The organism is Streptomyces sp. CNH189 (genome assembly GCF_000527195.1).
The window spans coordinates 70,979-96,122 of sequence record NZ_AZUS01000016.1 but is presented as its reverse complement, the minus strand read 5'-3'; the positions used below and the strand labels follow the sequence as shown (position 1 = coordinate 96,122).

At 71.3% G+C, this 25,144-nt stretch carries 21 protein-coding genes, 1 tRNA gene and 1 riboswitch; of the genes, 16 read left to right on the top strand and 6 right to left on the bottom strand.

The window, feature by feature from the left end; translation table 11 throughout:
* Positions 1-156 precede the first annotated feature (156 nt).
* The 11 genes from B100_RS0121745 (at position 157) to B100_RS0121695 (ending at position 12,647) form a co-directional block, all read left to right on the top strand.
* Entirely contained in the window at positions 157-807 is a 651-nt protein-coding gene (locus B100_RS0121745; RefSeq protein ID WP_024886520.1) for a SurA N-terminal domain-containing protein, read from the top strand.
* A gap of 19 nt (positions 808-826) precedes the next feature.
* A complete protein-coding gene (locus B100_RS0121740) occupies positions 827-1,819 on the top strand; it encodes a nucleoside triphosphate pyrophosphohydrolase (protein WP_024886519.1) in 993 nt (330 codons plus the stop codon).
* A 277-nt stretch (positions 1,820-2,096) separates the two neighbouring features.
* Positions 2,097-3,383 carry a cytochrome P450 gene (locus B100_RS0121735; protein ID WP_024886518.1) on the top strand — a complete coding sequence of 429 codons (1,287 nt, stop codon included), beginning with the start codon at positions 2,097-2,099 and terminating at the stop codon, positions 3,381-3,383.
* Between the two features lie 194 nt (positions 3,384-3,577).
* Positions 3,578-4,537 carry a transglycosylase family protein gene (locus B100_RS0121730; RefSeq protein ID WP_024886517.1) on the top strand — a complete coding sequence of 320 codons (960 nt, stop codon included), beginning with the start codon at positions 3,578-3,580 and terminating at the stop codon, positions 4,535-4,537.
* 213 nt (positions 4,538-4,750) lie between these two features.
* A riboswitch (cyclic di-AMP (ydaO/yuaA leader) is annotated at positions 4,751-4,918 on the top strand.
* A 4-nt stretch (positions 4,919-4,922) separates the two neighbouring features.
* Positions 4,923-5,627, top strand: coding sequence for a LysM peptidoglycan-binding domain-containing protein (locus B100_RS0121725; protein ID WP_024886516.1), 705 nt, complete (start codon positions 4,923-4,925; stop codon positions 5,625-5,627).
* A 267-nt stretch (positions 5,628-5,894) separates the two neighbouring features.
* Positions 5,895-7,184, top strand: coding sequence for a phosphopyruvate hydratase (gene eno / locus B100_RS0121720; RefSeq protein WP_024886515.1), 1,290 nt, complete (start codon positions 5,895-5,897; stop codon positions 7,182-7,184).
* Between the two features lie 117 nt (positions 7,185-7,301).
* On the top strand, positions 7,302-7,778 hold the full coding sequence (locus B100_RS0121715; protein WP_024886514.1) for a septum formation initiator family protein: 477 nt from the start codon (positions 7,302-7,304) through the stop codon (positions 7,776-7,778).
* Between the two features lie 28 nt (positions 7,779-7,806).
* Positions 7,807-8,340 (top strand): DUF501 domain-containing protein, encoded by a 534-nt coding sequence (locus B100_RS0121710; protein ID WP_024886513.1) that lies wholly within the window; start codon positions 7,807-7,809, stop codon positions 8,338-8,340.
* The gene (locus B100_RS0121705; RefSeq protein WP_024886512.1) at positions 8,337-9,281 is read left to right on the top strand and encodes a Ppx/GppA phosphatase family protein; all 945 of its coding nucleotides are present in this window, start codon (positions 8,337-8,339) and stop codon (positions 9,279-9,281) included. The genes B100_RS0121710 and B100_RS0121705 overlap by 4 nt, the downstream gene beginning before the upstream one ends.
* A gap of 468 nt (positions 9,282-9,749) precedes the next feature.
* Positions 9,750-11,141 (top strand): NAD(P)/FAD-dependent oxidoreductase, encoded by a 1,392-nt coding sequence (locus B100_RS0121700; RefSeq protein WP_078541081.1) that lies wholly within the window; start codon positions 9,750-9,752, stop codon positions 11,139-11,141.
* 192 nt (positions 11,142-11,333) lie between these two features.
* The gene (locus tag B100_RS0121695) at positions 11,334-12,647 is read left to right on the top strand and encodes an SAM-dependent methyltransferase (RefSeq protein WP_024886510.1); all 1,314 of its coding nucleotides are present in this window, start codon (positions 11,334-11,336) and stop codon (positions 12,645-12,647) included.
* A gap of 74 nt (positions 12,648-12,721) precedes the next feature.
* Here B100_RS0121695 and B100_RS0121690 read toward each other — a convergent pair whose 3' ends face one another.
* Together B100_RS0121690 and B100_RS0121685 are read right to left on the bottom strand one after the other, a co-directional pair.
* Positions 12,722-15,253, bottom strand: coding sequence for an ABC transporter permease (locus tag B100_RS0121690; protein WP_024886509.1), 2,532 nt, complete (start codon positions 15,251-15,253; stop codon positions 12,722-12,724).
* Between the two features lie 56 nt (positions 15,254-15,309).
* On the bottom strand, positions 15,310-16,080 hold the full coding sequence (locus tag B100_RS0121685) for an ABC transporter ATP-binding protein (RefSeq protein ID WP_024886508.1): 771 nt from the start codon (positions 16,078-16,080) through the stop codon (positions 15,310-15,312).
* Between the two features lie 379 nt (positions 16,081-16,459).
* Here B100_RS0121685 and B100_RS0121680 point away from each other — a divergent pair.
* The 3 genes from B100_RS0121680 (at position 16,460) to B100_RS0121670 (ending at position 18,919) form a co-directional block, all read left to right on the top strand.
* Positions 16,460-16,546: transfer RNA gene (locus B100_RS0121680), tRNA-Leu, on the top strand.
* A 117-nt stretch (positions 16,547-16,663) separates the two neighbouring features.
* The gene (locus tag B100_RS0121675) at positions 16,664-17,839 is read left to right on the top strand and encodes a 4-hydroxybenzoate 3-monooxygenase (protein ID WP_024886507.1); all 1,176 of its coding nucleotides are present in this window, start codon (positions 16,664-16,666) and stop codon (positions 17,837-17,839) included.
* Between the two features lie 195 nt (positions 17,840-18,034).
* Complete coding sequence (locus B100_RS0121670) at positions 18,035-18,919, top strand: Bax inhibitor-1/YccA family protein (protein WP_024886506.1); 885 nt, start codon at positions 18,035-18,037, stop codon at positions 18,917-18,919.
* 84 nt (positions 18,920-19,003) lie between these two features.
* Here B100_RS0121670 and B100_RS0121665 read toward each other — a convergent pair whose 3' ends face one another.
* The gene (locus B100_RS0121665) at positions 19,004-19,234 is read right to left on the bottom strand and encodes a DUF4287 domain-containing protein (protein ID WP_024886505.1); all 231 of its coding nucleotides are present in this window, start codon (positions 19,232-19,234) and stop codon (positions 19,004-19,006) included.
* Between the two features lie 131 nt (positions 19,235-19,365).
* Here B100_RS0121665 and B100_RS0121660 point away from each other — a divergent pair, with 131 nt between their 5' ends.
* Positions 19,366-19,647, top strand: a complete 282-nt coding sequence (locus B100_RS0121660; protein WP_024886504.1) for a hypothetical protein — start codon at positions 19,366-19,368, stop codon at positions 19,645-19,647.
* Positions 19,648-19,663: 16 nt separating this feature from the next.
* Here the strand turns inward: B100_RS0121660 and B100_RS0121655 are convergent, their stop codons facing one another.
* The 3 genes from B100_RS0121655 to B100_RS0121645 all read right to left on the bottom strand — a co-directional run bounded on the left by B100_RS0121655 (position 19,664) and on the right by B100_RS0121645 (position 23,442).
* Positions 19,664-20,440 (bottom strand): hypothetical protein, encoded by a 777-nt coding sequence (locus B100_RS0121655; RefSeq protein WP_024886503.1) that lies wholly within the window; start codon positions 20,438-20,440, stop codon positions 19,664-19,666.
* Positions 20,441-20,717: 277 nt separating this feature from the next.
* Positions 20,718-21,938 (bottom strand): acetyl-CoA C-acetyltransferase, encoded by a 1,221-nt coding sequence (locus tag B100_RS0121650; RefSeq protein ID WP_024886502.1) that lies wholly within the window; start codon positions 21,936-21,938, stop codon positions 20,718-20,720.
* 475 nt (positions 21,939-22,413) lie between these two features.
* On the bottom strand, positions 22,414-23,442 hold the full coding sequence (locus B100_RS0121645) for an SGNH/GDSL hydrolase family protein (RefSeq protein ID WP_024886501.1): 1,029 nt from the start codon (positions 23,440-23,442) through the stop codon (positions 22,414-22,416).
* Positions 23,443-23,605: 163 nt separating this feature from the next.
* Here B100_RS0121645 and B100_RS0121640 point away from each other — a divergent pair, with 163 nt between their 5' ends.
* On the top strand, positions 23,606-24,994 hold the full coding sequence (locus B100_RS0121640) for a cystathionine beta-synthase (RefSeq protein WP_024886500.1): 1,389 nt from the start codon (positions 23,606-23,608) through the stop codon (positions 24,992-24,994).
* Positions 24,995-25,144 lie beyond the last annotated feature (150 nt).

Below are 25,144 nucleotides of genomic sequence, written 5' to 3'. Positions count from 1 at the left end.
CCTGGGAAGAGGCGGGGAGGAGACGGCGGGCGCGGCGGTGCCGTAAGTCGCCGTGAATCGTTGGTCGAATGGGTTGGCCAGAGCTTGGCCGATGCCTACCATCGATCACCGCAGGACTTTGTGCACCGCCGCACAAGCTCTCCTCAGGAGGTTTCCTTGCACCGCCGCCGTCGCACCGCGCTCCTCCTCACCGCCGCGATCGCCGCAGCGGCACCCCTGCTCACCGCCTGCGGCAACGACGCGCACCCCGGCGCGGCCGCCGTGGTCGGCGGGGAGCGGATCACCGTCTCGCAGCTGGAGAACCGCGTCGACGAGGTACGCGCCGCCCAGCGGGCCGCCGTACCGGACGAGGCGCAGTACCAGCAGGCCATCGCGCGCACCGGCGGCCTGACCCGCGACACCCTGCACAGCATGGTGCTGGACCGGGTGCTGGAGCGCGCCGCGCGGGACGCCGGGGTGACGGTCTCGGACCGTGAGGTGCAGCAGCTGCGGTCCGACTTCGAGGAGCAGGCCGGCGGCGCGAAGGCGCTGGAGACGGCCTGGCTCCAGCAGTACGGCGTGCCGCCGCAGCGCCTCGACGAGAACCTGCGCCTTCAGGTCACGGCGCAGAAGCTCGCCCAGCGGCTCGGCACCGACACCAGCCGACCCGAGTTCTGGAAGGCGCTGTCCGACGCGAGCGAGGAGCTCGACGTCGACCTCAACCCGCGCTACGGCGACTGGGACGCGGAGAAGAGCAGCCGGGTGGACGCGAAGACGCCGTGGATCAAGGACGTCACCGCGACCGACGGGCCGCCGCTGGCACTGTGACGTGGGCTAGTTTCGAAGGGTGAACACAACCAGCCCCACACCGATCCCCGAGGCCGCCGCCGGCCGCGTCGTCCTGCTCACCACCAGCCACCGGGTCGCGCCCGGCCTGCTGTCCTGGCCCGCCTGGCAGGCCCTGCGCGCGGCCGACCGGGTGCTGTGCGCGGACGGCGCCCATCCGCAGCTGCCCTATCTGCGGGAGGCCGGGATAGCCGTCGAGGAGGCCGCACCCACCGCCGAGGAGGTCGTCGACGCGTGCGCCGGCGGCCGGACCGTGGTGGTCGTGGCGACCGGCGAGGGCGAGCCCGCGCTGACCGACGGTCTGGCGCGGCTGGCCGGCGGCGGCCGGGTCCGGATGCCGGACCTGGAGCTGCTGCCCGCCTCCTACGACCTGCCGGGCGCCCGCCTGCTCGACCTGGTGCAGGTCATGGACCGCATCCGCGCGGAGTGCCCCTGGTCGTCGCGGCAGACCCACGAGGGCCTGGCGAAGTACGGCATGGAGGAGGCGTACGAACTCGTCGAGGCGATCGAGCAGGGCGACCGCGAGGAGCTGCGGGAGGAACTGGGGGACGTGCTGCTCCAAGTCGTCTTCCACGCGCGGATCGCCGAGGAGCACCCGGACGAGCCGTTCTCCGTGGACGACGTGGCGGGCGGCATCGTCGCCAAGCTCATCCACCGGCATCCGCACGTGTTCGGTGAGGAGACGGCGCTGACGCCGGAGGACGTCAAGGCGCACTGGCTGCGGACCAAGGCGGAGGAGAAGCAGCGGGAGTCCGTCACGGACGGTGTTCCGCTGGGGCAGCCGGCGCTCGCCCTCGCCACGAAGCTGGCGGGGCGGGTCCGCGGTGCGGACCTCTCCGTTCCCCTTCCCTCGGGGGAGGGGATCGGGTACGAGTTGCTGGCGCTGGCGGCGCGGGCCGAGGCGGAGGGGGTGGACGCGGAGGCGGCGTTGCGGGCTGCCGCCCGGGTGTACCGGGACGCGATCCGCTCCGCGGAGAAGGGTGAGGGTGCCTGACTCCCGCCACGGGGGCTCCGCCCCCGAACCCCCTTCGCGCAGTTCCCCGCGCCCCTGAAGGCCACACGACCGCCGCCCCCTCAAGAGGCCCCGCAGCAACGCGCCCCCAAGGGGCGCGGGGAACTGCGCGACCAGCCCTCACGCACCCGCACGTGACCGACGGGCGTGAAGTCGGGCCCGTGAGGGCCTTGCAGGGGCGCGGGGAACTGCGCGACCAGCCCCCACCCACCCGCACGTGACCCGGAGGGCGACACCACCGGCCCGTTAGGGTCGCCCCATGCCTGACCAGTCACCCCCCTCACCCGCCCCCGAGCTGTTCAGCTGGGAGTTCGCCGCCAACCCCTACCCCGCCTACGCCTGGCTCCGCGAACACGCCCCCGTACACAGAACCAAGCTCCCCAGCGGCGTGGAGGCCTGGCTGGTCACGCGGTACGCCGACGCCCGCCAGACCCTCGCCGACAACCGCCTGTCGAAGAACCCCGCGCACCATGACGAACCCGCCCACGCCAAGGGCAAGACCGGCATCCCCGGCGAGCGGCAGGCCGACCTGATGACGCACCTGCTGAACATCGACCCGCCGGACCACACCCGCCTGCGCCGCCTGGTCAGCAAGGCGTTCACCCCCCGCCGGGTCGCGGAGTTCGCCCCCCGCGTGCAGGAGCTGACCGACGACCTCATCGACCGCTTCACCGCGAGCGGCGGCGGCACCGCCGACCTCATCCACGACTTCGCTTTCCCGCTCCCCATCTACGCCATCTGCGACCTGCTCGGCGTCCCACGCGAGGACCAGGACGACTTCCGGGACTGGGCGGGCATGATGATCCGTCACGGCGGCGGTCCGCGCGGCGGGGTCGCCCGGTCGGTGAAGAAGATGCGTGGCTACCTCGCCGAGCTGATCCACCGCAAGCGTGAGGCGCTGCCCGCCGAGCCCGCCCCCGGCGAGGACCTCATCTCCGGTCTGATCCGCGCCTCCGACCACGGTGAGCACCTCACCGAGAACGAGGCCGCGGCGATGGCGTTCATCCTGCTGTTCGCCGGTTTCGAGACGACCGTGAACCTCATCGGCAACGGCACCTACGCCCTGCTCACCCACCCCGAGGAGCGGGAGCGCCTGCAACGGGCGCTGGCCGCGGGGGACCGCGGGCTGCTGGAGACCGGCGTGGAGGAACTGCTGCGCTACGACGGGCCGGTGGAGCTGGCCACCTGGCGGTTCGCCACCGAGCCGGTCGTCATCGGCGGGCAGCGCGTCGGGACCGGCGACCCGGTCCTCGTCGTCCTGGCCGCGGCCGACCGGGACCCGGAGCGGTTCGACAGTCCGGACACGCTGGACCTGGCCCGGCGCGACAACCAGCACCTGGGGTACGGGCACGGCATCCACTACTGCCTGGGCGCCCCGCTCGCGCGACTGGAGGGCCAGACGGCGCTCGCCACCCTGCTGACCCGACTGCCGGACCTGAGGCTCGCGGCGGACCCGGCCGAACTGCGCTGGCGCGGCGGCCTCATCATGCGGGGACTGCGCACGCTTCCGGTGGAATTCTCCCCTCCGCCCACGGGACAGGGATGACCTCCCTGCCCGTGCCCGGAGGCCGAGGCGCGGAAACATGACACACCCTCAACTCTGTGATCTTCATGTGATCTGCACGGCATGAACTTGTGACAAGTGATCGTCTGCCTATACGTTCACCCATCAAGTACGGCGCGCCGTACGGATTCGACTCACCGCGCGCCGGTTCTTGTTGCCGAGTGAAAGGTCTCCGCATGCTCTCCGGGAACGGCCGACACCGTCGCCCTCGCCAGGCTCCGGCTCTGCTCGTCGCGGCCGGAGTGACCGGCTCCGCCATCGCGATCCCGCTCCTCGGGGCAGGGGCCGCCGGCGCGGCCGACGGTGACACCTGGGACCGGGTGGCCGAGTGCGAGAGCGGCGGCTCCTGGAGCCAGAACACCGGCAACGGGTACTACGGCGGCCTGCAGTTGACCCAGGACGACTGGGAGAACCACGGCGGACTGGAGTACGCGCCCAGCGCCGACCAGGCCAGCCGCGGCCAGCAGATAGCCGTGGCGGAGAGAATCCTCACCGAGCAGGGGGTCGGCAAGTGGCGTGCCTGCGGCCTGCTCACGGGTCTGAACCAGGACACGACGTCCCCGAACGTCGACACGGGCGTGGCGGGCGACGCGACCTCGGACACCTCCCGCGACACCGGATCCACCGACACGTCCGGTTCCACCGACAGGTCTGGTTCGCCGGAAACCCGCGATTCGTCCGCTTCTCCCTCTCCGTCGGCCACGTCCGGTGCCTCGGCCGAGGAGCGGGACGACGCGGACGGCAGGACGACTCCGCCCGTGTCCACCAACCCCGGCGCTGACGAGTCGGACAAGTCGGGGCAGACCAGCGGTTCTTCGGCCGTCACGGACGCCGAGAGTGACGGTTCGGGCCGTCACCGCGGCTCCACCGCCGAGGAGGGCGAGCGCACGGACGGTGCGACCGCGTCCACCGGCCGGCATGCCGCGCCCTCCGTCGAGGCCACTCCCGACGCGGGCGGCGACCGCTACACCGTCGAGAACGGGGACAGCCTGACGTCCATCGCCGACTCCCTTGCGCTCACCGGTGGATGGACCGCCCTCTACGCCGAGAACCAGCAGGTGATCGGGGAGGACCCGAACCTCATCCTGCCCGGTCAGCGGCTTCTGGTGAGCGACGGGACGGACGCGAACCGCTAGAAAGCGGACATCTGAAAAGCCCTCGGCAGAGCGCCAGTTGACGTCATGATTCGGGCTGAATGTCCGTAATAAAGACTGTGAGAGATAGGTCTCAGAAGCCCTGATCGTCTTTGAAATTCCGCGAAGCGCGTGCCTACGGTCGTGACCGCTCGCCACCGCGGGCCCCGGCTGCCGCCACGCCGAATCCTGTCAGTGGCAGCACGGGAACAGTCGTCGCGTCATGCGCCGTAGGCAGGAGCGGGGGACCCAGGTAAGTGCCGTGTCCGGGCAGTGATGCCGGAGACGGCTTGGGGTGAAGCCGCGTTCCGTGAGGAACGCGGCCGGGCAACTCAACCGGCCCGAACCCGACAGCTCACCTCGCAGGCGTCGGTGAGGGGATCCATCCATGCTGTTCTCCAGCAAGGGCAAGCACCGTCGTCCGTCCAAGGCCACCCGTGCCATCGCCATAGCCGGCGTGACCGGTGCCGCCGTCGCCGCCCCGCTGATGGCGGCCGGCAACGCCTCCGCCGCCACCGCGTCCGAGTGGGACGCCGTCGCCCAGTGCGAGTCCGGGGGCAACTGGTCCATCAACACCGGCAACGGTTACTACGGCGGTCTGCAGTTCTCCGCCTCCACCTGGGCCGCGTACGGCGGCACGCAGTACGCCGGCAGCGCCGACCAGGCCAGCAAGGCCCAGCAGATCGAGATCGCCGAGAAGGTCCTCGCGGGTCAGGGCAAGGGTGCCTGGCCGGTCTGCGGCACCGGCCTGTCCAACGCCTCCTACAACGGCTCCTCCGCCGAGGGCTCCTCGCAGGACTCGGGCTCCACCGAGTCCCGTGAGGGCGAGCAGAAGGCCTCCCGCTCCGCCGAGCGCCCCGCCGCGCCGAAGCAGGCGGAGAAGAAGGCCGAGAAGAAGACCGTCACCACCCCGACCGGCAAGAAGGTCGAGAAGGGTGACGGCGAGTACAAGGTCGTCAAGGGTGACACCCTCAGCTCCATCGCCGCGGAGCACGACGTCAAGGGCGGCTGGGCGAAGCTGTTCAAGCTGAACGCCGACATCGTCGACGACGCCGACCTCATCTACCCGGGCCAGCAGCTGCACCTGAAGTAAGGCGTAGCGGCAGGTCCCTCCCCGTCCCCACGGGCTCCCCGCCCCGGTGCGTTTCTTCCCCCGTACGCACCGGGGCGGGGTCATGTCCGGACGCATTACGGTCACGGTTTCCCGAACCGGCTTTGTTCCGTTCGGAAACAATTTACTCTCGGTTCTGTCCATGAGGCGGGCGGCGAGATGGCCGATCGCCCGGAGCCGGTTAGGCTCGGACTCGCAAGGCCCCCGTGGCCCTGCTCACCCGCGTCACATCCCAAGAAGGAGATGCTCGTGCCGTCCATCGACGTCGTCGTAGCCCGGGAAATCCTGGACTCCCGAGGCAACCCCACGGTCGAGGTCGAGGTCGGCCTCGACGACGGCAGCACGGGTCGTGCCGCCGTTCCGTCCGGCGCTTCCACCGGCGCCTTCGAGGCCATCGAACTCCGTGACGGCGATGCCGGCCGTTACCTGGGCAAGGGCGTCGAGAAGGCCGTACTGGCCGTCATCGAGCAGATCGGCCCGGAGCTCGTCGGCTACGACGCCACCGAGCAGCGTCTGATCGACCAGGCGATGTTCGACCTGGACGCCACCGACAACAAGGGCTCGCTCGGCGCCAACGCCATCCTCGGCGTCTCGCTCGCCGTCGCCCACGCCGCCTCCGAGGCCAGCGACCTGCCGCTGTTCCGCTACCTGGGCGGCCCGAACGCGCACCTGCTGCCGGTGCCGATGATGAACATCCTGAACGGCGGCTCGCACGCCGACTCCAACGTGGACATCCAGGAGTTCATGATCGCGCCGATCGGCGCGGAGTCCTTCTCCGAGGCGCTGCGCTGGGGCGCCGAGGTCTACCACACCCTGAAGAAGGTCCTGAAGGGCAAGGGCCTGGCCACCGGCCTCGGCGACGAGGGCGGCTTCGCCCCGAACCTCGGCTCCAACCGCGAGGCCCTCGACCTCATCCTCGAGGCGATCAAGGAAGCGGGCTACACCCCCGGCGAGCAGATCGCCCTGGCCCTCGACGTGGCCGCCTCCGAGTTCTACAAGGACGGCGTCTACACCTTCGAGGGCAAGGAGCGCACGGCCGCCGAGATGACCGAGTACTACGCGGAGCTCGTCGACGCGTACCCGCTCGTGTCCATCGAGGACCCGCTGTTCGAGGACGACTGGGAGGGCTGGAAGATCATCACCGACAAGCTCGGTGACAAGGTCCAGCTCGTCGGTGACGACCTGTTCGTCACCAACCCCGAGCGCCTGGCCCGCGGCATCGAGGAGGGCGCCGCCAACGCCCTGCTGGTGAAGGTGAACCAGATCGGTTCGCTCACCGAGACCCTGGACGCCGTCGAGCTGGCCCAGCGCAACGGTTTCAAGTGCATGATGTCCCACCGCTCCGGCGAGACCGAGGACGTCACCATCGCCGACCTGGCCGTCGCCACCAACTGCGGCCAGATCAAGACCGGTGCCCCGGCCCGCTCCGAGCGCGTCGCCAAGTACAACCAGCTGCTGCGCATCGAGGAGATCCTCGACGACGCCGCGGTGTACGCCGGCCGCAGCGCCTTCCCCCGGTTCCGCTCTGCGAACCAGTAGGCGCTGTAAGGGCTGACCTCACCCTCCGCAGGAGGCGTCGTACGTACGTCCCCGTACCCGGTCCCGTACCGTGTGCGGGGACGTACGCGCGTATGAGACCGAACGAGAGGCGGGCACATGGCGGTGAAGGACCGGGACCGTTTCTCCACCGCGACCAGGATCCGGCTGATCGGTGAGCAGACCGCGGCCCGGGTCTACCGCTCGCAGACCAAGCGGCAGGCCCGCCGCTCCCGGCTGACCGGCCGCGCGGCCCTGCTCGTCCTGGTGATCTGCTCCCTGGTCGTGGCCCTCGCCTACCCGATGCGGCAGTACGTCTCCCAGCGCGCGGAGATCGCCGACCAGCAGAAGGAGCAGGACGAGACCCGTCAGCGGGTCGAACGGCTGCGCGACCTGAAGGCCCGCTGGCAGGACGACGCCTACGCCGAGCAGGAGATCCGCAGGCGCCTGCACTACGTCATGCCGGGGGAGACCGGCTACATCGTCATCGACCCGGGCCCGGCCGAGATCTCGCGCGGCGACCTGGAGGCCGCCGACCGCCCCTGGTACGCCAACGTCTGGGACGGCGTCGACAAGGCCGACGCCGCCGACCAGTGACCCGACGGAACACCGCAGAAAGACACGTATGGACACCCCTCCGCCCACGACCCCGCGCAGCGAACCCACCGACGCGGACGTCGAGGCCTTCAAGCAGCAGCTCGGCCGGCCCCCGCGCGGGCTGCGCGCCATTGCGCACCGCTGTCCCTGCGGGCAGCCGGACGTCGTCGAGACCGCGCCGCGGCTGCCCGACGGCACGCCGTTCCCGACGCTGTACTACCTGACGTGCCCGCGGGCGAACTCCGCGATCGGCACGCTGGAGGCGAACGGCGTGATGAAGGAGATGACCGAGCGGCTGGGCACCGACCCGGAGCTCGCGGCCGCCTACCGGGCGGCGCACGAGGACTACATCCGCCGCCGCGACCAGATCGAGGAGCTGAAGAACTTCCCCAGTGCCGGCGGCATGCCGGACCGGGTGAAGTGCCTGCACGTCCTCGTCGCGCACTCGCTGGCCGCCGGACCGGGCGTCAACCCGCTCGGCGACGAGGCGCTGGCGATGCTGCCGGAGTGGTGGGCCAAGGGCCCCTGCGTGACGCGCGCGGCCGGGGAGGACGCCCAGTGACCCGGGTCGCCGCGATCGACTGCGGTACGAACTCCATCCGTCTGCTGGTCGCCGACGCCGACCCCGCGACGGGCGAACTCACCGACCTGGACCGGCGGATGACGATCGTGCGGCTCGGCCAGGGCGTCGACCGCACCGGCCGGCTGGCGCCGGAGGCGCTGGAGCGCACGTTCGCCGCCTGCCGCGAATACGCGGAGATCATCGAGAAGCACGGGGCCTCGGAGCACCTGCGCTTCGTCGCCACGTCGGCCTCCCGCGACGCCGAGAACCGCGACGACTTCGTGCGCGGGGTGGTGGACATCCTGGGCGTGGAGCCCGAGGTCATCACCGGCGACCAGGAGGCTGAGTTCTCCTTCACCGGCGCCACCAAGGAGCTGACCGGCCGGGACGACCTGCGCCGGCCGTTCCTGGTGGTGGACATCGGCGGCGGCTCCACCGAGTTCGTGGTCGGCGACGACCACGTGCGCGCCGCCCGCTCCGTGGACGTCGGCTGCGTCCGGATGACGGAACGGCACCTGGTGCGGGACGGGGCCGTGACGGACCCGCCCACCGAGGAGCAGATCGCGGCGATGCGGGCCGACATCGAGGCCGCCCTGGACCGGGCGGAGGAGGCGGTGCCGCTGTGCGAGGCCCGCACGCTGGTGGGCCTGGCGGGCTCGGTCACCACCGTCTCGGCGATCGCCCAGGACCTGCCGGAGTACGACTCGGCGGCCATCCACCACTCCCGCGTCTCCCGGGACCGGGTCCGGGAGATCACCGAGTGGCTGCTGCGCTCCACGCACGCCGAGCGCGCGGCGGTGCCGTCCATGCACCCGGGCCGGGTCGACGTGATCGGCGCGGGGGCCCTGGTGCTGCTGGCGATCATGGAGCGGACGGGCGCCGAGGAGGTCGTGGTCTCCGAGCACGACATCCTCGACGGGATCGCCTGGTCCGTGGCGTAGGTGGCGTGGTCCCGTCGTGGTCCGGGTCTCTTTTGCTACTGATCAGTAGCACTCCGCTGAGCAGTCGGGATAGCGTTTGAGCGGCGCTCCGGGGGGCTTGCGGGCCCCTCGGGGCGGACCTCTCCGGGGAAGTTCGTGAAGTTCTTCACAAGGAATTGGCCCCGGTAGGGCGAAGAAGCGGGTCCGATTGACCCGTTCGGGCACTCAACACCCCTTTGAACACGTTCAGAAGGGGTCGGAGGGGGGTCCGGGAGCACCGGCCGCACCGACCGGCCGGTAGGCCTCACAGCCCGCCCCGAACGGCAGAGAGGCAGCTCACGCGGCATTGACAACGTCCCGTCAAGGGGGCCGGTTCCCGATCGCCGTTGTGATCTCGATCAAGAGGCGCGGGATGGTAGCACAGGCCCTGTCCGAGCTTGTGAAGGGGCGCACGAGGTACCCCCCTCAGACGGGTGGATACTCGATGGCATGAGCACCACGGAGCGTCCCAGGATCCTCGTAGTAGGCGGTGGGTACGTAGGCCTGTACGCAGCTCGGCGCATCCAGAAGAAGATGCGTTACGGCGAGGCGACCGTCACCGTCGTCGACCCGCGGTCGTACATGACCTACCAGCCCTTCCTCCCCGAAGCCGCCGCCGGCAGCATCTCCCCGCGGCACGTCGTCGTCCCGTTGCGACGCGTGCTTCCCAAGGCGGAGGTCCTCACCGGCCGGGTCACGACCATCGACCAGGACCGCAAGGTCGCCACGATCGCCCCCCTGGTGGGCGAGGCGTACGAGCTGCCTTTCGACTACCTGGTGATCGCGCTCGGCGCGGTCTCCCGCACCTTCCCGATCCCCGGCCTCGCCGAGCAGGGCATCGGCATGAAGGGCGTCGAGGAGGCCATCGGCCTGCGCAACCACGTCCTCGAGCAGCTCGACAAGGCCGACTCCACCACGGACGAGGAGATCCGGCGCAAGGCGCTCACCTTCGTCTTCGTGGGCGGCGGCTTCGCCGGCGCGGAGACCATCGGTGAGGTCGAGGACATGGCCCGGGACGCGGCCAAGTACTACAAGACGGTGTCCCGCGAGGACATGCGCTTCATCCTGGTCGACGCCGCCGACAAGATCCTCCCCGAGGTCGGCCCCAAGCTCGGCGCGTACGGCAAGGAGCACCTCGAGAGCCGCGGCGTCGAGGTCTACCTGTCCACCTCCATGGACTCCTGCGTCGACGGCCACGTGGTGCTGAAGAACGGCCTCGAGGTCGACTCCAACACCATCGTGTGGACCGCGGGCGTCAAGCCGAACCCGGCGCTGTCCCGCTTCGGCCTGCCGCTCGGTCCGCGCGGCCACGTCGACACCGCGCCGACCCTCCAGGTCAAGGGCACCGACTACATCTGGGCCGCGGGCGACAACGCCCAGGTGCCGGACCTCGTCGGCCGCAAGGCCGGCAACGAGAACGCCTGGTGCCCGCCGAACGCCCAGCACGCGCTGCGCCAGGCCAAGGTGCTCGGCGACAACGTGATCTCCGGCATGCGGGGTTTCCCGCAGAAGGAGTACAGCCACGCCAACAAGGGCGCGGTGGCGGGTCTCGGCGTCCACAAGGGCGTCGCGATGATCGTCATGGGCAAGATGAAGATCAAGCTCAAGGGCCGGCTCGCCTGGTACATGCACCGTGGCTACCACGGCATGGCGATGCCCACCTGGAACCGCAAGATCCGCATCTTCGCCGACTGGACCCTCGGCATGTTCCTCAAGCGTGAGGTCGTGTCCCTGGGCGCGATCGAGTCCCCGCGCGAGGAGTTCTACGAGGCCGCCAAGCCCGCGCCGGCGCCGGCCGCCGCGCAGGAGCCGAAGAGGAAGACCGAGGCCAAGGCCTCCTGACCCCGGTCACCCCGTAGGGGCCGCCCGCCATCCGTGGTGCGGGCGGCCCCTTCGCCGTTCCCGGGGGTGCCTCCCAGCGGGTTGCGTTTCCGTGTTTTGCCCGAAGATGACGCGCGCCGGGGACTGTCACGGCCGCGCCCAGGTGTTTACGTGGTGACGACATTCCGGGATCCGGTCACGGAGGTGTACCCCATGGCAGACGCCGCCCCGCGGCTGAAAGGCATCCTCGAGCAGTTGCTCGGCGCACCCCTCCCCGTGCGCATCCGCACCTGGGACGGCTCGCAGGCCGGCCCGCCGGACAGCCCCGTCCTGGTCGTGCGCAACCGCCGGGCCCTGCGCCACCTGCTGTTCAAGCCCGGCGAACTGGGCCTGGCCCGCGCCTGGGTGGCCGGTGACCTCACCGTCGAGGGCGACCTCTACACCGTCCTCGACGCGCTGGCCGGTCTCATCTGGGAGCGCGGCGAGGACGCCCGCACCCTCGCCCAGTCGCTGCGCGACCCGGACTTCCGCTCCGCCGTACGCCGGCTGTTCGCGATGGCCGGCCCGCCGCTGCCGCCCGCCCCGCCCCGCGAGGAGGTCCGCAGGCCCCGCCGCGGACTGCACACCAAGCGCAGCGACAAGCGCGCCATCAGCCACCACTACGACGTCGGCAACGACTTCTACGAGATCGTCCTCGGCCCGTCCATGGTGTACTCCTGCGCGTACTGGCCCGCCCCGCCGCCGGCGGGCACCCTCGAACAGGCCCAGCACGACAAGCTCGAACTGGTCGCCCGCAAGCTCGCCCTGCGGCCCGGGCAGCGGCTGCTGGACGTCGGCTGCGGCTGGGGCTCCATGGCGATCCACGCGGCCCGCGAGCACGGGGTGAGCGTCGTCGGCATCACCCTCTCCCAGGAGCAGGCGGCGTACGCCCGCAAGCGCATCGCCGAGGAGGGGCTGACCGACCGCATCGAGATCCGCGTCCAGGACTACCGGGACGTCACGGACGGCCCCTTCGACGCCGTCTCCTCCATCGGCATGGCCGAGCACGTCGGCTCCGAGCGCTACCTGGAGTACGCGACCCTGCTGCACCGGCTGCTGAAGCCGGGCGGGCGGCTGCTCAACCACCAGATCGCGCGCCGCCCGCATCGCGACGAATCGGCGTACCAGGTGGACGAGTTCATCGACGCCTACGTCTTCCCGGACGGCGAGCTCGCCCCGCTCGGCAGCACCGTCTCCCTGCTGGAGCGCGCCGGGTTCGAGGTGCGTGACGTGGAGTCGATCCGCGAGCACTACGCCCTCACCCTGCGCCGCTGGGTGGCGAACCTGGAGGCCGAGTGGTCCCGCGCGGCCGGCCTCGCCGGGCCGGCGCGCGCCCGCGTCTGGCAGCTCTACATGGCCGCCTCCGCGCTCGCCTTCGAGCGCAACCGCATCGGCGTCAACCAGGTCGTCGCCGTGCGCACGCCCGAGTCGGGGGCGTCCGGGCTGCCGCTGCGGGCCCGGGTGTGGGGCGCTCCCGGCCCGGCCTGATCCGCACCACGACGCGAAGGGCCGGGCTCCCCGTACGGGAGGCCCGGCCCTCGGTGTGCCGCGTCGTGACGAGGTCACTCCGTCTTGATCGCGCTCAGCATGTTCAGCCGGGCGGCGTTGCGGGCCGGCCACAGGGCGGCGAGGACGCCCACCAGGCCGGCCAGCACCACGAAGATCCCGATCCGGTCCCAGGGCAGGACCAGCGCGTACCCCGGGATCTCGTCGGCGACGGTCTCGCCGATCGCCCAGCCGAGGAACGTGCCGAGGCCGATGCCGACCACCGCGCCGAACACCGAGATGACGACGGCCTCCAGCCGGACCATCCGCTTCACCCGGCGCCGGTCCAGACCGATCGCGCGCAGCATGCCGATCTCCTGCTGCCGTTCGAAGACGGACATCGCGAGGGTGTTGACGACGCCCAGCACCGCGATGATCAGAGCCATCGCCAGCAGGCCGTACATCACGTTCAGCAAGGTGTTGATGGCGCCGCCGAACTCGTCGCGGATGTCCTGCCGGTCCATCACGGTGATCGCGGGGTTGTCACCGAGCGCGTCGATGAGGACCTTCTCGTTCGCCGCGGACTGGCCGCCGTCGACCTTCACGAAGATCTGCGGGATGTACGGCTTCGCCTCGTGCCCGCTCACCACGGCGGTGTCGATGAGGACGGGGGAGAGGAACTCGCTGTCCTTGTAGACGGCGCCGACCGTCAGCGTCGCCTTCTTCTCGTCGGCGAAGGTGAAGGGGATGCGGTCGCCGGGCTTCCAGCCCTTGCTCCTCGCCGTGGTCTCGGCGACCGCGATCTGCCCCTCGGCGAGCGTGCCGGCGTCGCCGCTGACGACGTCGACGTTCAGGACCTCCTGGATGTCGCCCGGGGTGACCGCGGAGGCGGAGACGTAGTCGCCGTCGGCCTGGAGGTAGGCGTCCTGCTGCGGGGAGACCGCCGAGACGCCCTCGGCCTTCTCCAGCGCGGTCAGCGCGGACCGGTCGAGGTCGCCTCCGTTGGCCATCGAGACCATGTAGTCGGCCTTGATGTTGTCCGTGGTCATCTTGTCGATGGCGGTGCCGACCGTGACGCCGAGCACCGACAGGCCGGTCACCAGCGTCAGCCCGATCGCCAGCGCCGAGGCGGTGGCGCCGGTGCGGCGCGGGTTGCGGACCGCGTTCTGGCCGGCCAGCTTGCCGGCCACGCCGAAGGGTCCGACGAGCAGCGGACGGACGAGTGCGATCACGGGCCGGGACAGCAGCGGGATGAGGATGATCACGCCGATCAGAGCGAGGAACGCCCCCGCGCCGATGTACATCCGGCCGTCGTCGCCGCCGGTCGAGGCGCCTGCCACGATCCCCGCCGCGCCGAGGGCGGTGACGGCCCCACCGATGGAGTTGCGCAGCACCAGCGACTTGGTGGTGGCCACCGCGTGGACGCTGTTCATCGCCGCCACCGGCGGGATCTTCGCGGCCCTGCGGCCGGGCAGCCAGGCGGCGAACACCGTGATCAGCACGCCGACCGCGAACGCTGAGATCACCGGAGTGGCGGACAGGACCAGCGGGCCGTCAGGCATCTTCATGTCGAACGCCGCCATGCCGGAGCGCAGTCCGACGGCCAGACCGACGCCGAGGACGAAGCCGACGGCCGAGGCCACCAGGCCCACCACCGCGGCCTCGGCGAGCACCGAACGGGTGATCTGCCTGCGGGACGCGCCGACCGCGCGCATCAGGGCGACCTCCTTGGTGCGCTGGGCGACCAGCATCGTGAACGTGTTGGAGATCAGGAAGACGCCCACGAAGAGCGCGATGCCCGCGAAGCCGAGCAGGACCTGCTTGAGGTTGCCCATGCCCTGTTCGATCTGGTCGGCCTGCTCGTCCGCGAGCGCCGTGCCGGTCTGCGCCTCCGCCGTGTCCGGCAGCAGCGGCTGGACCGCGGCGAGGATCTCGGCGTCGTCCGTGCCGGGAGCCGCGACGACGGTGACGTCCTCGAAGTAGCCCGGCTTCAGGTACTGCTTCTGGGCGACGGCGGTGTCGAAGAGGACGAGGCTGCCGCCGGCGTTGACGGCGCCGTCCTCGGTGGTGAACACACCGCTGAGGGTGTACTCCTTCACCGGGCCGTTGGTGGCGACGCGCACCCGGTCGCCGACCTCGTACTCGCCCTTGGCCGCGGACTCCTCGTCCAACGCGATCTGGCCGTCCTTCACCGGGCCGGAGCCGTCGGTGAACGTGTACGCGGGGTCCTTGCCGTCCTCGCCGGGCGCGAAGTTCGAGCCCTTGTTGGACCATCCGACGCCGATCAGCTTCCCGTCGGGGCCGGCGACCCCGGCGAAGCCCTCGACGCGGCCGTACACCCCGGCGACGCCGTCCACTGCGGAGATCCGGTCGAGGTCCTTGCCGGACAGGCCGGGGGCCTCCTCGGGGTTGTCCGGGTCGGCGTACGAGGTGACGGCGACGGCGACGTCGTCGTAGCTCTTCGCCGACTGGTTGCGGAAGGCGTTGGAAAGGGTGTCCGCGAAGACCAGGGTGCCCGACACGAACGCCACGCCCAGCATCACGGCGAGCACGGTCATCAACAGCCTGGCCTTGTGCGCGAAGACGTTGCGCAAGGCGGTACGGAACATGGGTCTTCTCTGTCCAGACGGTACGAGGGAGGGGCGGGCGGGCGGCGGGCCCGGGGTCAGCTGGTGCGGCCCTTGGCGTCGAAACGCTTCATCCGGTCGAGCACCGAGTCGGCCGTCGGGCCGTACAGCTCGTCGACGATGCGGCCGTCGGCGAGGAAGACCACCCGGTCCGCGTAGGCGGCGGCGACCGGGTCGTGGGTCACCATGACCACCGTCTGGCCCAGTTCGCGCACGGAGTTGCGCAGGAAGCCGAGCACCTCGGCGCCGGAGCGCGAGTCGAGGTTGCCGGTCGGCTCGTCGCCGAAGACGATGTCGGGCCGGGACGCCAGCGCGCGGGCCACCGCGACCCGCTGCTGCTGGCCGCCGGAGAGCTGGGCGGGCCGGTGGCTCAGCCGGTCGGACAGGCCGACCATGCGGATCACGGTGTCCAGCCACTCCTTGTCGGGCTTGCGGCCCGCGATGTCCATGGGAAGCGTGATGTTCTCCAGGGCGTTGAGCGTCGGCAGCAGGTTGAACGCCTGGAAGATGAAGCCGATCTTGTCCCGGCGCAGCCGGGTGAGCTGCTTGTCCTTCAGCGCGCCCAGCTCGGTGTCGCCGATGCGCACGGAGCCGGAGGAGAAGGTGTCGAGCCCGGCGACGCAGTGCATCAGCGTGGACTTGCCGGAGCCCGAGGGGCCCATGATCGCGGTGAACTCGGCCTGCCGGAAGTCGACGGAGACCCGGTCCAGGGCGACCACCCGGGTCTCACCCTGACCGTAGATCTTCGACAGCTCCGTGGCGCGCGCGGCCACAGCGGTGGTCCGGTCGGCGAGGGGGGCGGTGGTCACGGATGGGCTCCTGTCGGGACGACGTGTTCTCGGGGACGTGATCCATCGTTCCGTGGCTTTGCCGCCGTGTAGTCACCCGCTGCTCCGGTTCCGGGGGGCGACTCGGGAAGGACCGCCGGGCGCGGGGTCATACCTGGGGATGACGGACGGCCCCGACAGGGGAACGGGTGGGGCGCCCTTGTTCGGACGGTGAAATTCCGTCATTTCGCGTGCGGGGCGGAGCGTGACACGCAAGGCTGTGAGGCATGTGCTGACGGTGCGTTCGCCGGTCTGATGCACCCTCAGGCGCCAATAAAATAAGACAAGATCGGTCCCTCCCGCCGGTGCCGGGGGGAGGGTCACCGATAGGCTCGGAACCGCGAAGCGGGGCCCAGGGCCTGCCCGGATGGTGGAATGCAGACACGGCGAGCTTAAACCTCGCTGCCCCTGAGCGGGCGTGCCGGTTCAAGTCCGGCTCCGGGCACCACTACGCCTCCCTCCCTCTGATCGAAGCTCGCCCGCCGCGACCCCGCGTGCGACCGTTGACACCCGGGTGTGTGCGCCCGGAAACTCGCGTCCGGCCGCGGGCGAAGGGGGACGACCGATGCGTACCACCGTGGGGATCGTCGGGGCCGGTCCTGCCGGTCTGCTGCTCGCCCGGCTGCTGCGCCTCGCGGGGATCGACTGCGTCGTCCTGGAGTGCCGCGACCGCGCCTACGTGGAACGGCGGCAGCGGGCCGGGGTGCTGGAGCAGGGCACGGCGGACGTGCTGCGCGCGGCCGGCGCCGGGGAGCGGCTGGACCGCGAGGGCCTGCGGCACGACGGCATCGAGCTGCGCTTCGGCCGGCGCCGCCACCGCGTCGACTTCCCGGGCCTCACCGGCGGCCGGTCCGTCATGGTGTACGCGCAGACCGAGGTCTGCAAGGACCTCATCGCCCTCGCCCTGGCCGACGGCAGTCCGCCGCTCTTCGGCAGTGAGGTGCTGGCCGTGGAGGACGTGGACACCGACGCCCCGCGGATCCGCTTCCGCCGCGACGGCCGCGAGGAGGTGCTGGAGTGCGACTGGGTGGCCGGCTGCGACGGCTTCCACGGGATGTGCCGGGCCACCGTCCCCGCCGCCGTCTCCCGCGTCTTCGAGCGCGCCTACCCGTACGCCTGGCTGGGCGTCCTCGCCGACGTCCCGCCCTCCCACGACGAGCTGGTCTACGCCCGCCACGACCGCGGCTTCGCCCTGCTGTCCATGCGCTCCCCTTCCGTCTCCCGCCTCTACCTCCAGGTGCCGGAGGGCACGAGACCGCAGGAGTGGACGGACGAGGAGATCTGGGCCGAGCTGTCCCGCCGCCTGGAGACCGACGACGGCTGGACCCTGCGGCGTGGCCCCGTCACCCAGAAGTCGGTGACCCCCATGCGCTCCTACGTCCACGAGCCCATGCGGTACGGCCGGCTCCTCCTCGCCGGGGACGCCGCCCACATCGTGCCGCCCACCGGCGCCAAGGGCCTCAACCTCGCCGTCGGGGACGTGCTGGTCCTCGCCCGCGCCCTGGAACACGAACGGCGCACCGGCTCCCCCGAGCTGCTGGACGCCTACTCCGCGACCTGCCTGCGCCGCGTCTGGCAGGCCGAGCGGTTCTCCCACGACATGACCGCGCTGCTGCACCGCGACCCCGGCGCCACCGCCTTCGACGACCGGCTCCAGCTCGCCCGTCTGGACCGCGTCGCCACCAACCGGACCGCCGCCGCCGACCTCGCCGAGGGCTACACGGGATTCCCCCTGGGGTGATCACTGTCTCCGCCAGGTTCCGGGCAGGTACCGGCTCGGTACCGGTCCACCGCTCGCGGTGAGGGGAATCACGAAGCCGCGTAGCGTGTTGCGCAGCACAACGAGGGAAAGATCCTCCCCAAGCATTAGGGTCATTCCTTTGCCTACCTATTACTCTTGAGCCAAGGCCGCATCGAGTGGCCATGGAGGAGTGAAATGAGGAGCAGTAACCCGGTCTTCTCGCGACGGGGGTTCGGCCGCGACAACGGCTACGCGGGCTTCAACACCGCGCCGCAGGCCGGGGGCCCCGCCGTCGCCACGCAGGCCAACCCGTACGCCCAGCCGACGGGCAACCCGTACGCGCAGAACCCGTACGCCCAGCAGCAGTACGGCGCGCCGCCGCAGGCTCCGGCCACCGCCGGCCGCATGACCATCGACGACGTCGTGCTGCGCACGGCGAGCACGCTCGGCGTGCTCGTCGTCACGGCCGCGCTCGCCTGGGCCCTGCTGCCGGTCGACGACGCCAACATCAGCCGGTCCTACGGCATCGGCATCGGCGCCGCGCTGATCGGCATGGTCCTGGCGCTCGTGCAGTCCTTCAAGCGCAAGGCCTCGCCCGCGCTGATCCTGACGTACGCCGCGTTCGAGGGTGTGTTCCTCGGCGTCATCTCCAACATCGTCGACAACCGCATCGCCGACGGCGCGGCCATGCAGGCCGTGATCGGCACCATGGCGGTGTTCGCCGGTGTGCTGGTGGCCTACAAGGCCGGCTGGATCCGCGTCAACCGCCGCTTCTACGGCTTCGTGATGGCGGCCGCGCTCGGCTTCATCCTGCTGATGGCCGTGAACCTGCTGTTCGCGGTGTTCGGCGGCGGTGACGGCCTAGGCTTCCGCAGCGGCCCGCTCGGCATCGTGTTCGGTGTCATCGGCATCCTGCTGGGTGCCTGCTTCCTCGCCCTGGACTTCAAGCAGGTCGAGGACGGCATCGCCTACGGCGCCCCGCGTGAGGAGGCCTGGCTCGCGGCCTTCGGTCTCACCCTGACCCTGGTGTGGATCTACCTCGAGTTCCTGCGGCTCATCTCGATCCTCAACAGCGACTGACGCCCAGGCGTCGACCGCACGCATGACGAAGGGCCCCGGTGCGCACCGGGGCCCTTCGTCATGCCGTCACGGCCCGGACACCGGTCAGAGCAGCCGGCGGGCGGCCCTCCTGAGGTCGTACTCGTGCACGATCGCCTTGGCGTGGCCGTACGCCAGGTCGTACTCGTGCCTCAGCCAGCTGACCTTCTCATCGAACCGGACGAGCGCCGGACCTTCTTCGACGGTGCGCAGCCAGTCGGAGATCTCACGACCGGTGCAGTGCGGGATGCGGGCGAGCATGTTGCGGTGGGTCTCTGCGGAGAAGACTTGGGACATCGGCGCCTCCGGACGCTGGGATACAAGCCGGTCCTTCAGGTCACCGTGCCCGAGCGCCCGCCTGTTGGCAACAGTCCCGCCGCGCCGCGTACGCTCGCCGCGTGGTTGATACGACACGCTTCACCCGGGCCGTGGATCAGTTCGCCGACCGTCTGCGGGCCGCGCCGCAGAGCCGGCTCCAGCGGGGCGCGGCAGCCGAGGCGCTCGCGCTGGCCAGGGAGTTGGCGCGGCGCACCCAGCTCGTGGAGGAGCCCGGCACCGCACCGCGCGAGATGCCCGACGCCGGGATGTTCGCCGCCGCCGACCAGATCACCGTCGCCGGACACGATTACGCCCTCGTGCTGAAGGACGAGGACGAGGTGGCGGAGGCGGCCGAGCTCGTGGAGGAGGCCCGCGAGCGCGCCGGGGTGTAGCGGGCGGGCCCGCGGACTACAGGGACGCGATGACGCGGTCCGCGAGGATGTAGACGTTGTCCTCGCCGCAGGCGAACGTGAGGGTGTACGCGCCGGAGATGCCGGAGCCGCCCAGCAGGAACGGGGTCTCGCCCGCCCGCAGGGCCTCGGCCAGGCGCTCCGCGGTCTCGCGGTGACCCGGCGTCATGCAGAGCGTGGTGCCGTCGGCGAAGACGTACACGTCCAGGGTGCCCAGCGGGCCCGGGCGGACGTCGGACAGCTCGGTGCGCGCGTCGGCCAGCTCCTCCAGCACGGCCACGGTGCGCTCGTAGTCGCCCACCACCGGCGAGGGGTGGGGCACGAAGTCCGGGTGCGAGGGGTGGCGGCGGCGGGCCGCGGCCAGCTCGGGGGAGTCGCCGCCGTGCTCCTCGGGGTCGGCACCGGGCTCGGCGACCGGCTCCAGACCGGCGAAGTCGGCCTGCCGGGGCAGGAACAGCTCACTGTCCGCCAGGCCCAGCAGGGACGGCGCGTCGGAGGCGTCAAGGGTCTCCTGCGCGGCCCAGAAGGCCCGCGCCTCGGCCAGCTCGCGCTCCCGCTCCTCGGCGAGCGCCTCCGCGACCGCGGCGCGTATCTCGTCGGTGCCGGCCGAGCGGGCGGGCGGAACCTGCGCACGGCTCCCCGCCTGGCTCCTGGCCAGCTCGGTGTGCAGTGCCGCGACCTGTCGGCGCAGCACCAGAACGCTGCGCAGGACGGCGACGCCCACGGCGCCGGTGGCGGCCGTGGTGATCAGCAGGGCGATCGGCATGGCGCTCACTGACGTACTCCCGGTTCACAGTCGACCCCCGACTTCCTACATCAGCTTGAAGGGTGGACTAACCATCTGTCAGTGCGTAACGTCACGAAACGGACAGCGAGTCGAGTTCGTAACCGGTAGGTGAACGACCATGACCTGCGCGGATGACCCGGACAAGAGGCGTAGGTCACATCCTGGGGGAATTTGGATCACAAAACGGCCCGGCCCCCGGGAAATCGGGGTGCCGGGCCGAAGTCTCACGCACCGTGCCGCTACGGCTACCGAGCGGCCGCGGCGGTCAGCTCAGACGCTCGATGACCATCGCCATGCCCTGCCCGCCGCCGACGCACATGGTCTCCAGACCGAACTGCTTGTCGTGGAACTGCAGGGAGTTGATGAGCGTGCCGGTGATGCGGGCGCCGGTCATGCCGAAGGGGTGGCCGACGGCGATGGCGCCGCCGTTCACGTTCAGCTTCTCCAGCGGGATGCCCAGGTCCTGGTAGGACGGGATCACCTGGGCGGCGAACGCCTCGTTGATCTCGAACAGGTCGATGTCGTCGACGGTCAGACCGGCCCGCCCCAGGGCCTGCTTGCTCGCCTCGACCGGGCCGAGGCCCATGATCTCGGGGGAGAGGCCGGAGACGCCGGTGGACACGATCCGGGCCAGCGGGGTCAGACCCAGCTCGCGGGCCTTGGTGTCGCTCATGATGACGAGCGCGGCGGCGCCGTCGTTGAGCGGGCAGCAGTTGCCGGCGGTGACCAGGCCGTCGGGGCGGAAGACGGGCTTGAGGCCGGACACGCCCTCCAGGGTCACGCCGGCGCGCGGGCCGTCGTCCTTGGAGACCACCGTGCCGTCGGGCAGCGTCACCGGGGTGATCTCACGCTCCCAGAAGCCGTTCTTGATGGCTTCCTCGGCGAGGTTCTGCGAGCGGACGCCGAACTCGTCCATCTCCTGGCGGGTGACGCCCTTCCAGCGGGCGAGGTTCTCCGCGGTCTGGCCCATCGCGATGTACGGGTCGGGGACCAGGCCGTCCTCGCGCGGGTCGTGCCAGGTGGAGCCCTCGGTCCCGGCGACGGCGGCGGTGCGGGCCTCGGCCTCGGCGAAGAGCGGGTTGCGGGTGTCCGGCAGGCTGTCGGAGTTGCCCTTGGCGAAGCGGGAGACCGTCTCGACACCGGCCGAGATGAAAACGTCACCCTCGCCCGCCTTGATCGCGTGCAGCGCCATCCGGGAGGTCTGCAGCGAGGAGGAGCAGTAGCGGGTGATCGTGCAGCCGGGGAGGTGGTCCATGCCCATCTGCACGGCGACGACCCGGCCGAGGTTGTTGCCCTGCTCGCCGCCGGGGAGGCCGCAGCCGAGCATCAGGTCGTCGATGTCCTTCGGGTCCAGCTCGGGGACCTTGGCGAGGGCGGCCTGGATGATCGTGGCGGTCAGGTCGTCGGGGCGCACGTCCTTGAGCGAGCCCTTGAAGGCGCGGCCGATGGGGGAGCGGGCGGCGGAAACGATCACGGCTTCGGGCATCACGGCTCCAGAGTGAAAGATGCGGCGGCGTAGCGCTCGGTGCTCGGGCGCGGTCGGGCATACCGGTGGGTTGGTGCGGCGCCTGTTGGGAAGTTACCCGGCCGTATGGGTGGGGTCACGCGTGTCGCGGTGTGACATGGACCGCAACTTTCTAAGCGCTTGCTTTGTTTCGGCCCGGGTGCGGGTCGTCCCGCCCTTGCCGACGTCGCCCTCCCGGAGCGGACTGACGGCGGGGCGTGTTCGCCTTGCCCGGCGTCGGGGTTTCGTGTGCGCGCGTCTTTGTCCGGGCCGCCCGCGCCCACCCGTGCCGCCCCAGGCGGCACGCATGCCCGCAGGGGGTGCCGGCTCGCTCCGGCCTGTTCCCGCGAGGCGGCCGGGGCACAGGCGTTCGTTCTCTCCCGCGCGGCGGCAGGATCGTGCCCGCGCACGGCGAGGGCGGGCCTGTCCTGACCTGTCGCGGGCCGGCGTCCGCGGGCTACGGGGACGGCTGGGCCGACGGCTGCGGCTCGGTCTCCGGGACCCGCCGGCGGCGGCGCCGCTTGAGGAGGGCCCAGGCTCCCCGCGGACCCGTGGGCATCGCCGCGGCGACCTCCGTCCCCGCTTCCGAGGCCGCCTCCGCCGCGGCCCGCGCCACCGGCAGGAAACCCTCGCGGCGCGCGGCGTCCGGTCGCTCCTCGCCGGCCGGCCACAGGCCGAGCGCCGCGCACACCGTCGGCAGCACCGCCATCGCCGCCGTGGCGTACCCCTCCGCGGACGGGTGGTAGCTGTCGGGACCGAACAGCTCGCGCGGATTCTCCGCGAACTCCGGGCCCAGCAGGTCGCCCAGTGACACCGTGCGCCCGCCCTGCTCGACCGCCCCGATCGTCTGCGCTGCCGCGAGCTGCCGCGAGGCCCGGCGGGCCATCCAGCGCAGCGGCTGCCACACCGGTTCGATGGTGCCGAGATCCGGGCACGTGCCGACCACCACCTCCGCGCCGGCCGTCCGCAGCCGGCGCACCGCCGAGGCGAGGTGACGCACGGAACGGGTGGGTGGCATGCGGTGGGTGACGTCGTTGGCGCCGACCATGATCACGCAGATGTCGGGCACCCGGGACGGGTCCGCCAGTGCCCGGCTCACCTGCCGGTCCAGGTCGTCCGAGCGGGCCCCGGGCACCGCCACCGTGCTCAGCCCCACCGGACGCTCCGCGATCGCCGCGACCCCCGAGGCGATCAGCGCGCCCGGCGTCTGCCCGGCCCGGTGCACGCCCTGCCCGGCGGCCGTGGAGTCGCCCAGCATCGTCAGCCGCAGCGCCGGTTCGCCCGGCACGGTGTAGGAGGCGCCGTACAGTCCGTCCGCGTGGGGCACGTGGGGGCTCGTGCCGTTGCCCACCCGGCGCCGGGCCAGCTGTGCCTCAGCCAGCAGCAGCCCCACGGCGGCCGCACCGGCCAGACCGATCCCCCCACCGCCGTACGCCGCACCGGCCGCGATCCGCCGGGCCACCCGCGCCCTCGACATGCCCGTCATGCCCGCCGCCACCTCCTCGTAGCCGTACACCCAGGTCTTGCCCCGTACGGACGGTGCTCCAATCCCGACAGTCAGTGAACGACCCGGCCGGGTCCGGTCCCGGGGAGGGCCTAGGCTGGCATCACCACCACGACCACCCCTTTTGCAGCATCCGGAGACAACGGTGCAATTCCACGACTCGATGATCAGCCTCGTCGGCAACACCCCGCTGGTGCGGCTCAACAGCGTGACCAAGGGCATCAGGGCCACCGTCCTGGCCAAGGTGGAGTACTTCAACCCGGGCGGTTCCGTGAAGGACCGCATCGCCCTGCGCATGATCGAGGCCGCGGAGCAGAGCGGGGAGCTGAAGCCGGGCGGCACCATCGTCGAGCCGACCAGCGGCAACACCGGCGTCGGGCTCGCCATCGTGGCGCAGCAGAAGGGCTACAAGTGCATCTTCGTGTGCCCGGACAAGGTGTCCACCGACAAGATCAACGTGCTGCGGGCGTACGGCGCCGAGGTCGTCGTCTGCCCGACCGCCGTGGACCCCGAGCACCCCGACTCCTACTACAACGTCTCCGACCGGCTGGTCCGTGAGACGCCGGGTGCCTGGAAGCCGGACCAGTACTCCAACCCCAACAACCCTCTCTCGCACTACCACTCCACGGGCCCCGAGCTGTGGGAGCAGACCGAGGGGAAGATCACGCACTTCGTGGCGGGCGTCGGCACCGGCGGCACCATCTCCGGCACCGGCCGCTACCTCAAGGAGGCCAGCGAGGGCCGCGTCAAGGTGATCGGCGCCGACCCCGAGGGCTCGGTCTACTCCGGCGGCTCCGGCCGTCCGTACCTGGTGGAGGGCGTCGGCGAGGACTTCTGGCCGACCGCCTACGACCGACACGTGGCGGACGAGATCGTCCCCGTGTCCGACAAGGACTCCTTCCAGATGACCCGCCGGCTCGCCAAGGAGGAGGGCCTGCTGGTCGGCGGCTCCTGCGGCATGGCGGTCGTGGCGGCGCTGGAGGTGGCCTCGCGGCTCGGCGAGGACGACGTCGTCGTCGTCCTGCTGCCGGACAGCGGCCGCGGCTACCTCAGCAAGATCTTCAACGACGAGTGGATGGCCGACTACGGCTTCCTGGAGGACTCCGGCCCCAGCGCCCGCGTCGCCGACGTCCTGGAGGACAAGGAGGGCGGCCACATCCCCTCCCTGGTCCACATGCACCCGGACGAGACCGTCGGCCAGGCCATCGAGGTGCTGCGCGAGTACGGCGTCTCGCAGATGCCCGTGGTCAAGCCGGGCGCCGGCCACCCGGACGTGATGGCCGCCGAGGTCGTCGGCTCCGTCGTCGAGCGGGAACTGCTGGACCACCTGTTCAGCAAGAGCGCCTCGCTCGACGACCCGCTGGAGAAGCACATGAGCGCGCCGCTGCCGCAGGTCGGCTCCGGTGAGCCGGTCGCGGACCTGATGGCCGTGCTGGGCAAGGCGGACGCGGCGATCGTGCTGGTCGAGGGCAAGCCGACCGGGGTGGTCAGCCGTCAGGACCTGCTGTCCTTCCTCGCCAGGAACGGCGCCTGAGGGAGCCGTCCGCGGCGGCGTGGGTGGCTGGTCGCGCAGTTCCCCGCGCCCCTGAGGGTGCTGCGGTGATCGCGCCCCGAAGGGACGCGGGGAACCGCGTGCGCAACCCCCGACGGCCCGCACCCGGGCCCCAGGGGCGCGGTCGGTCCC

What these genes read in the sequence shown, in the direction of transcription:
- B100_RS0121670 (WP_024886506.1), top strand. Translation starts at nt 18,035, where the DNA reads ATGAGGAGCAGTAACCCGGTCTTCTCGCGACGGGGGTTCGGCCGCGAC.
- B100_RS0121715 (WP_024886514.1), top strand. Translation starts at nt 7,302, where the DNA reads ATGGCGGTGAAGGACCGGGACCGTTTCTCCACCGCGACCAGGATCCGG.
- B100_RS0121725 (WP_024886516.1), top strand. Translation starts at nt 4,923, where the DNA reads ATGCTGTTCTCCAGCAAGGGCAAGCACCGTCGTCCGTCCAAGGCCACC.
- B100_RS0121700 (WP_078541081.1), top strand. Translation starts at nt 9,750, where the DNA reads ATGAGCACCACGGAGCGTCCCAGGATCCTCGTAGTAGGCGGTGGGTAC.
- B100_RS0121665 (WP_024886505.1), bottom strand. Translation starts at nt 19,234, where the DNA reads ATGTCCCAAGTCTTCTCCGCAGAGACCCACCGCAACATGCTCGCCCGC.
- B100_RS0121695 (WP_024886510.1), top strand. Translation starts at nt 11,334, where the DNA reads ATGGCAGACGCCGCCCCGCGGCTGAAAGGCATCCTCGAGCAGTTGCTC.
- B100_RS0121645 (WP_024886501.1), bottom strand. Translation starts at nt 23,442, where the DNA reads ATGACGGGCATGTCGAGGGCGCGGGTGGCCCGGCGGATCGCGGCCGGT.
- B100_RS0121650 (WP_024886502.1), bottom strand. Translation starts at nt 21,938, where the DNA reads ATGCCCGAAGCCGTGATCGTTTCCGCCGCCCGCTCCCCCATCGGCCGC.
- B100_RS0121690 (WP_024886509.1), bottom strand. Translation starts at nt 15,253, where the DNA reads ATGTTCCGTACCGCCTTGCGCAACGTCTTCGCGCACAAGGCCAGGCTG.
- B100_RS0121730 (WP_024886517.1), top strand. Translation starts at nt 3,578, where the DNA reads ATGCTCTCCGGGAACGGCCGACACCGTCGCCCTCGCCAGGCTCCGGCT.
- B100_RS0121735 (WP_024886518.1), top strand. Translation starts at nt 2,097, where the DNA reads ATGCCTGACCAGTCACCCCCCTCACCCGCCCCCGAGCTGTTCAGCTGG.
- B100_RS0121675 (WP_024886507.1), top strand. Translation starts at nt 16,664, where the DNA reads ATGCGTACCACCGTGGGGATCGTCGGGGCCGGTCCTGCCGGTCTGCTG.
- B100_RS0121710 (WP_024886513.1), top strand. Translation starts at nt 7,807, where the DNA reads ATGGACACCCCTCCGCCCACGACCCCGCGCAGCGAACCCACCGACGCG.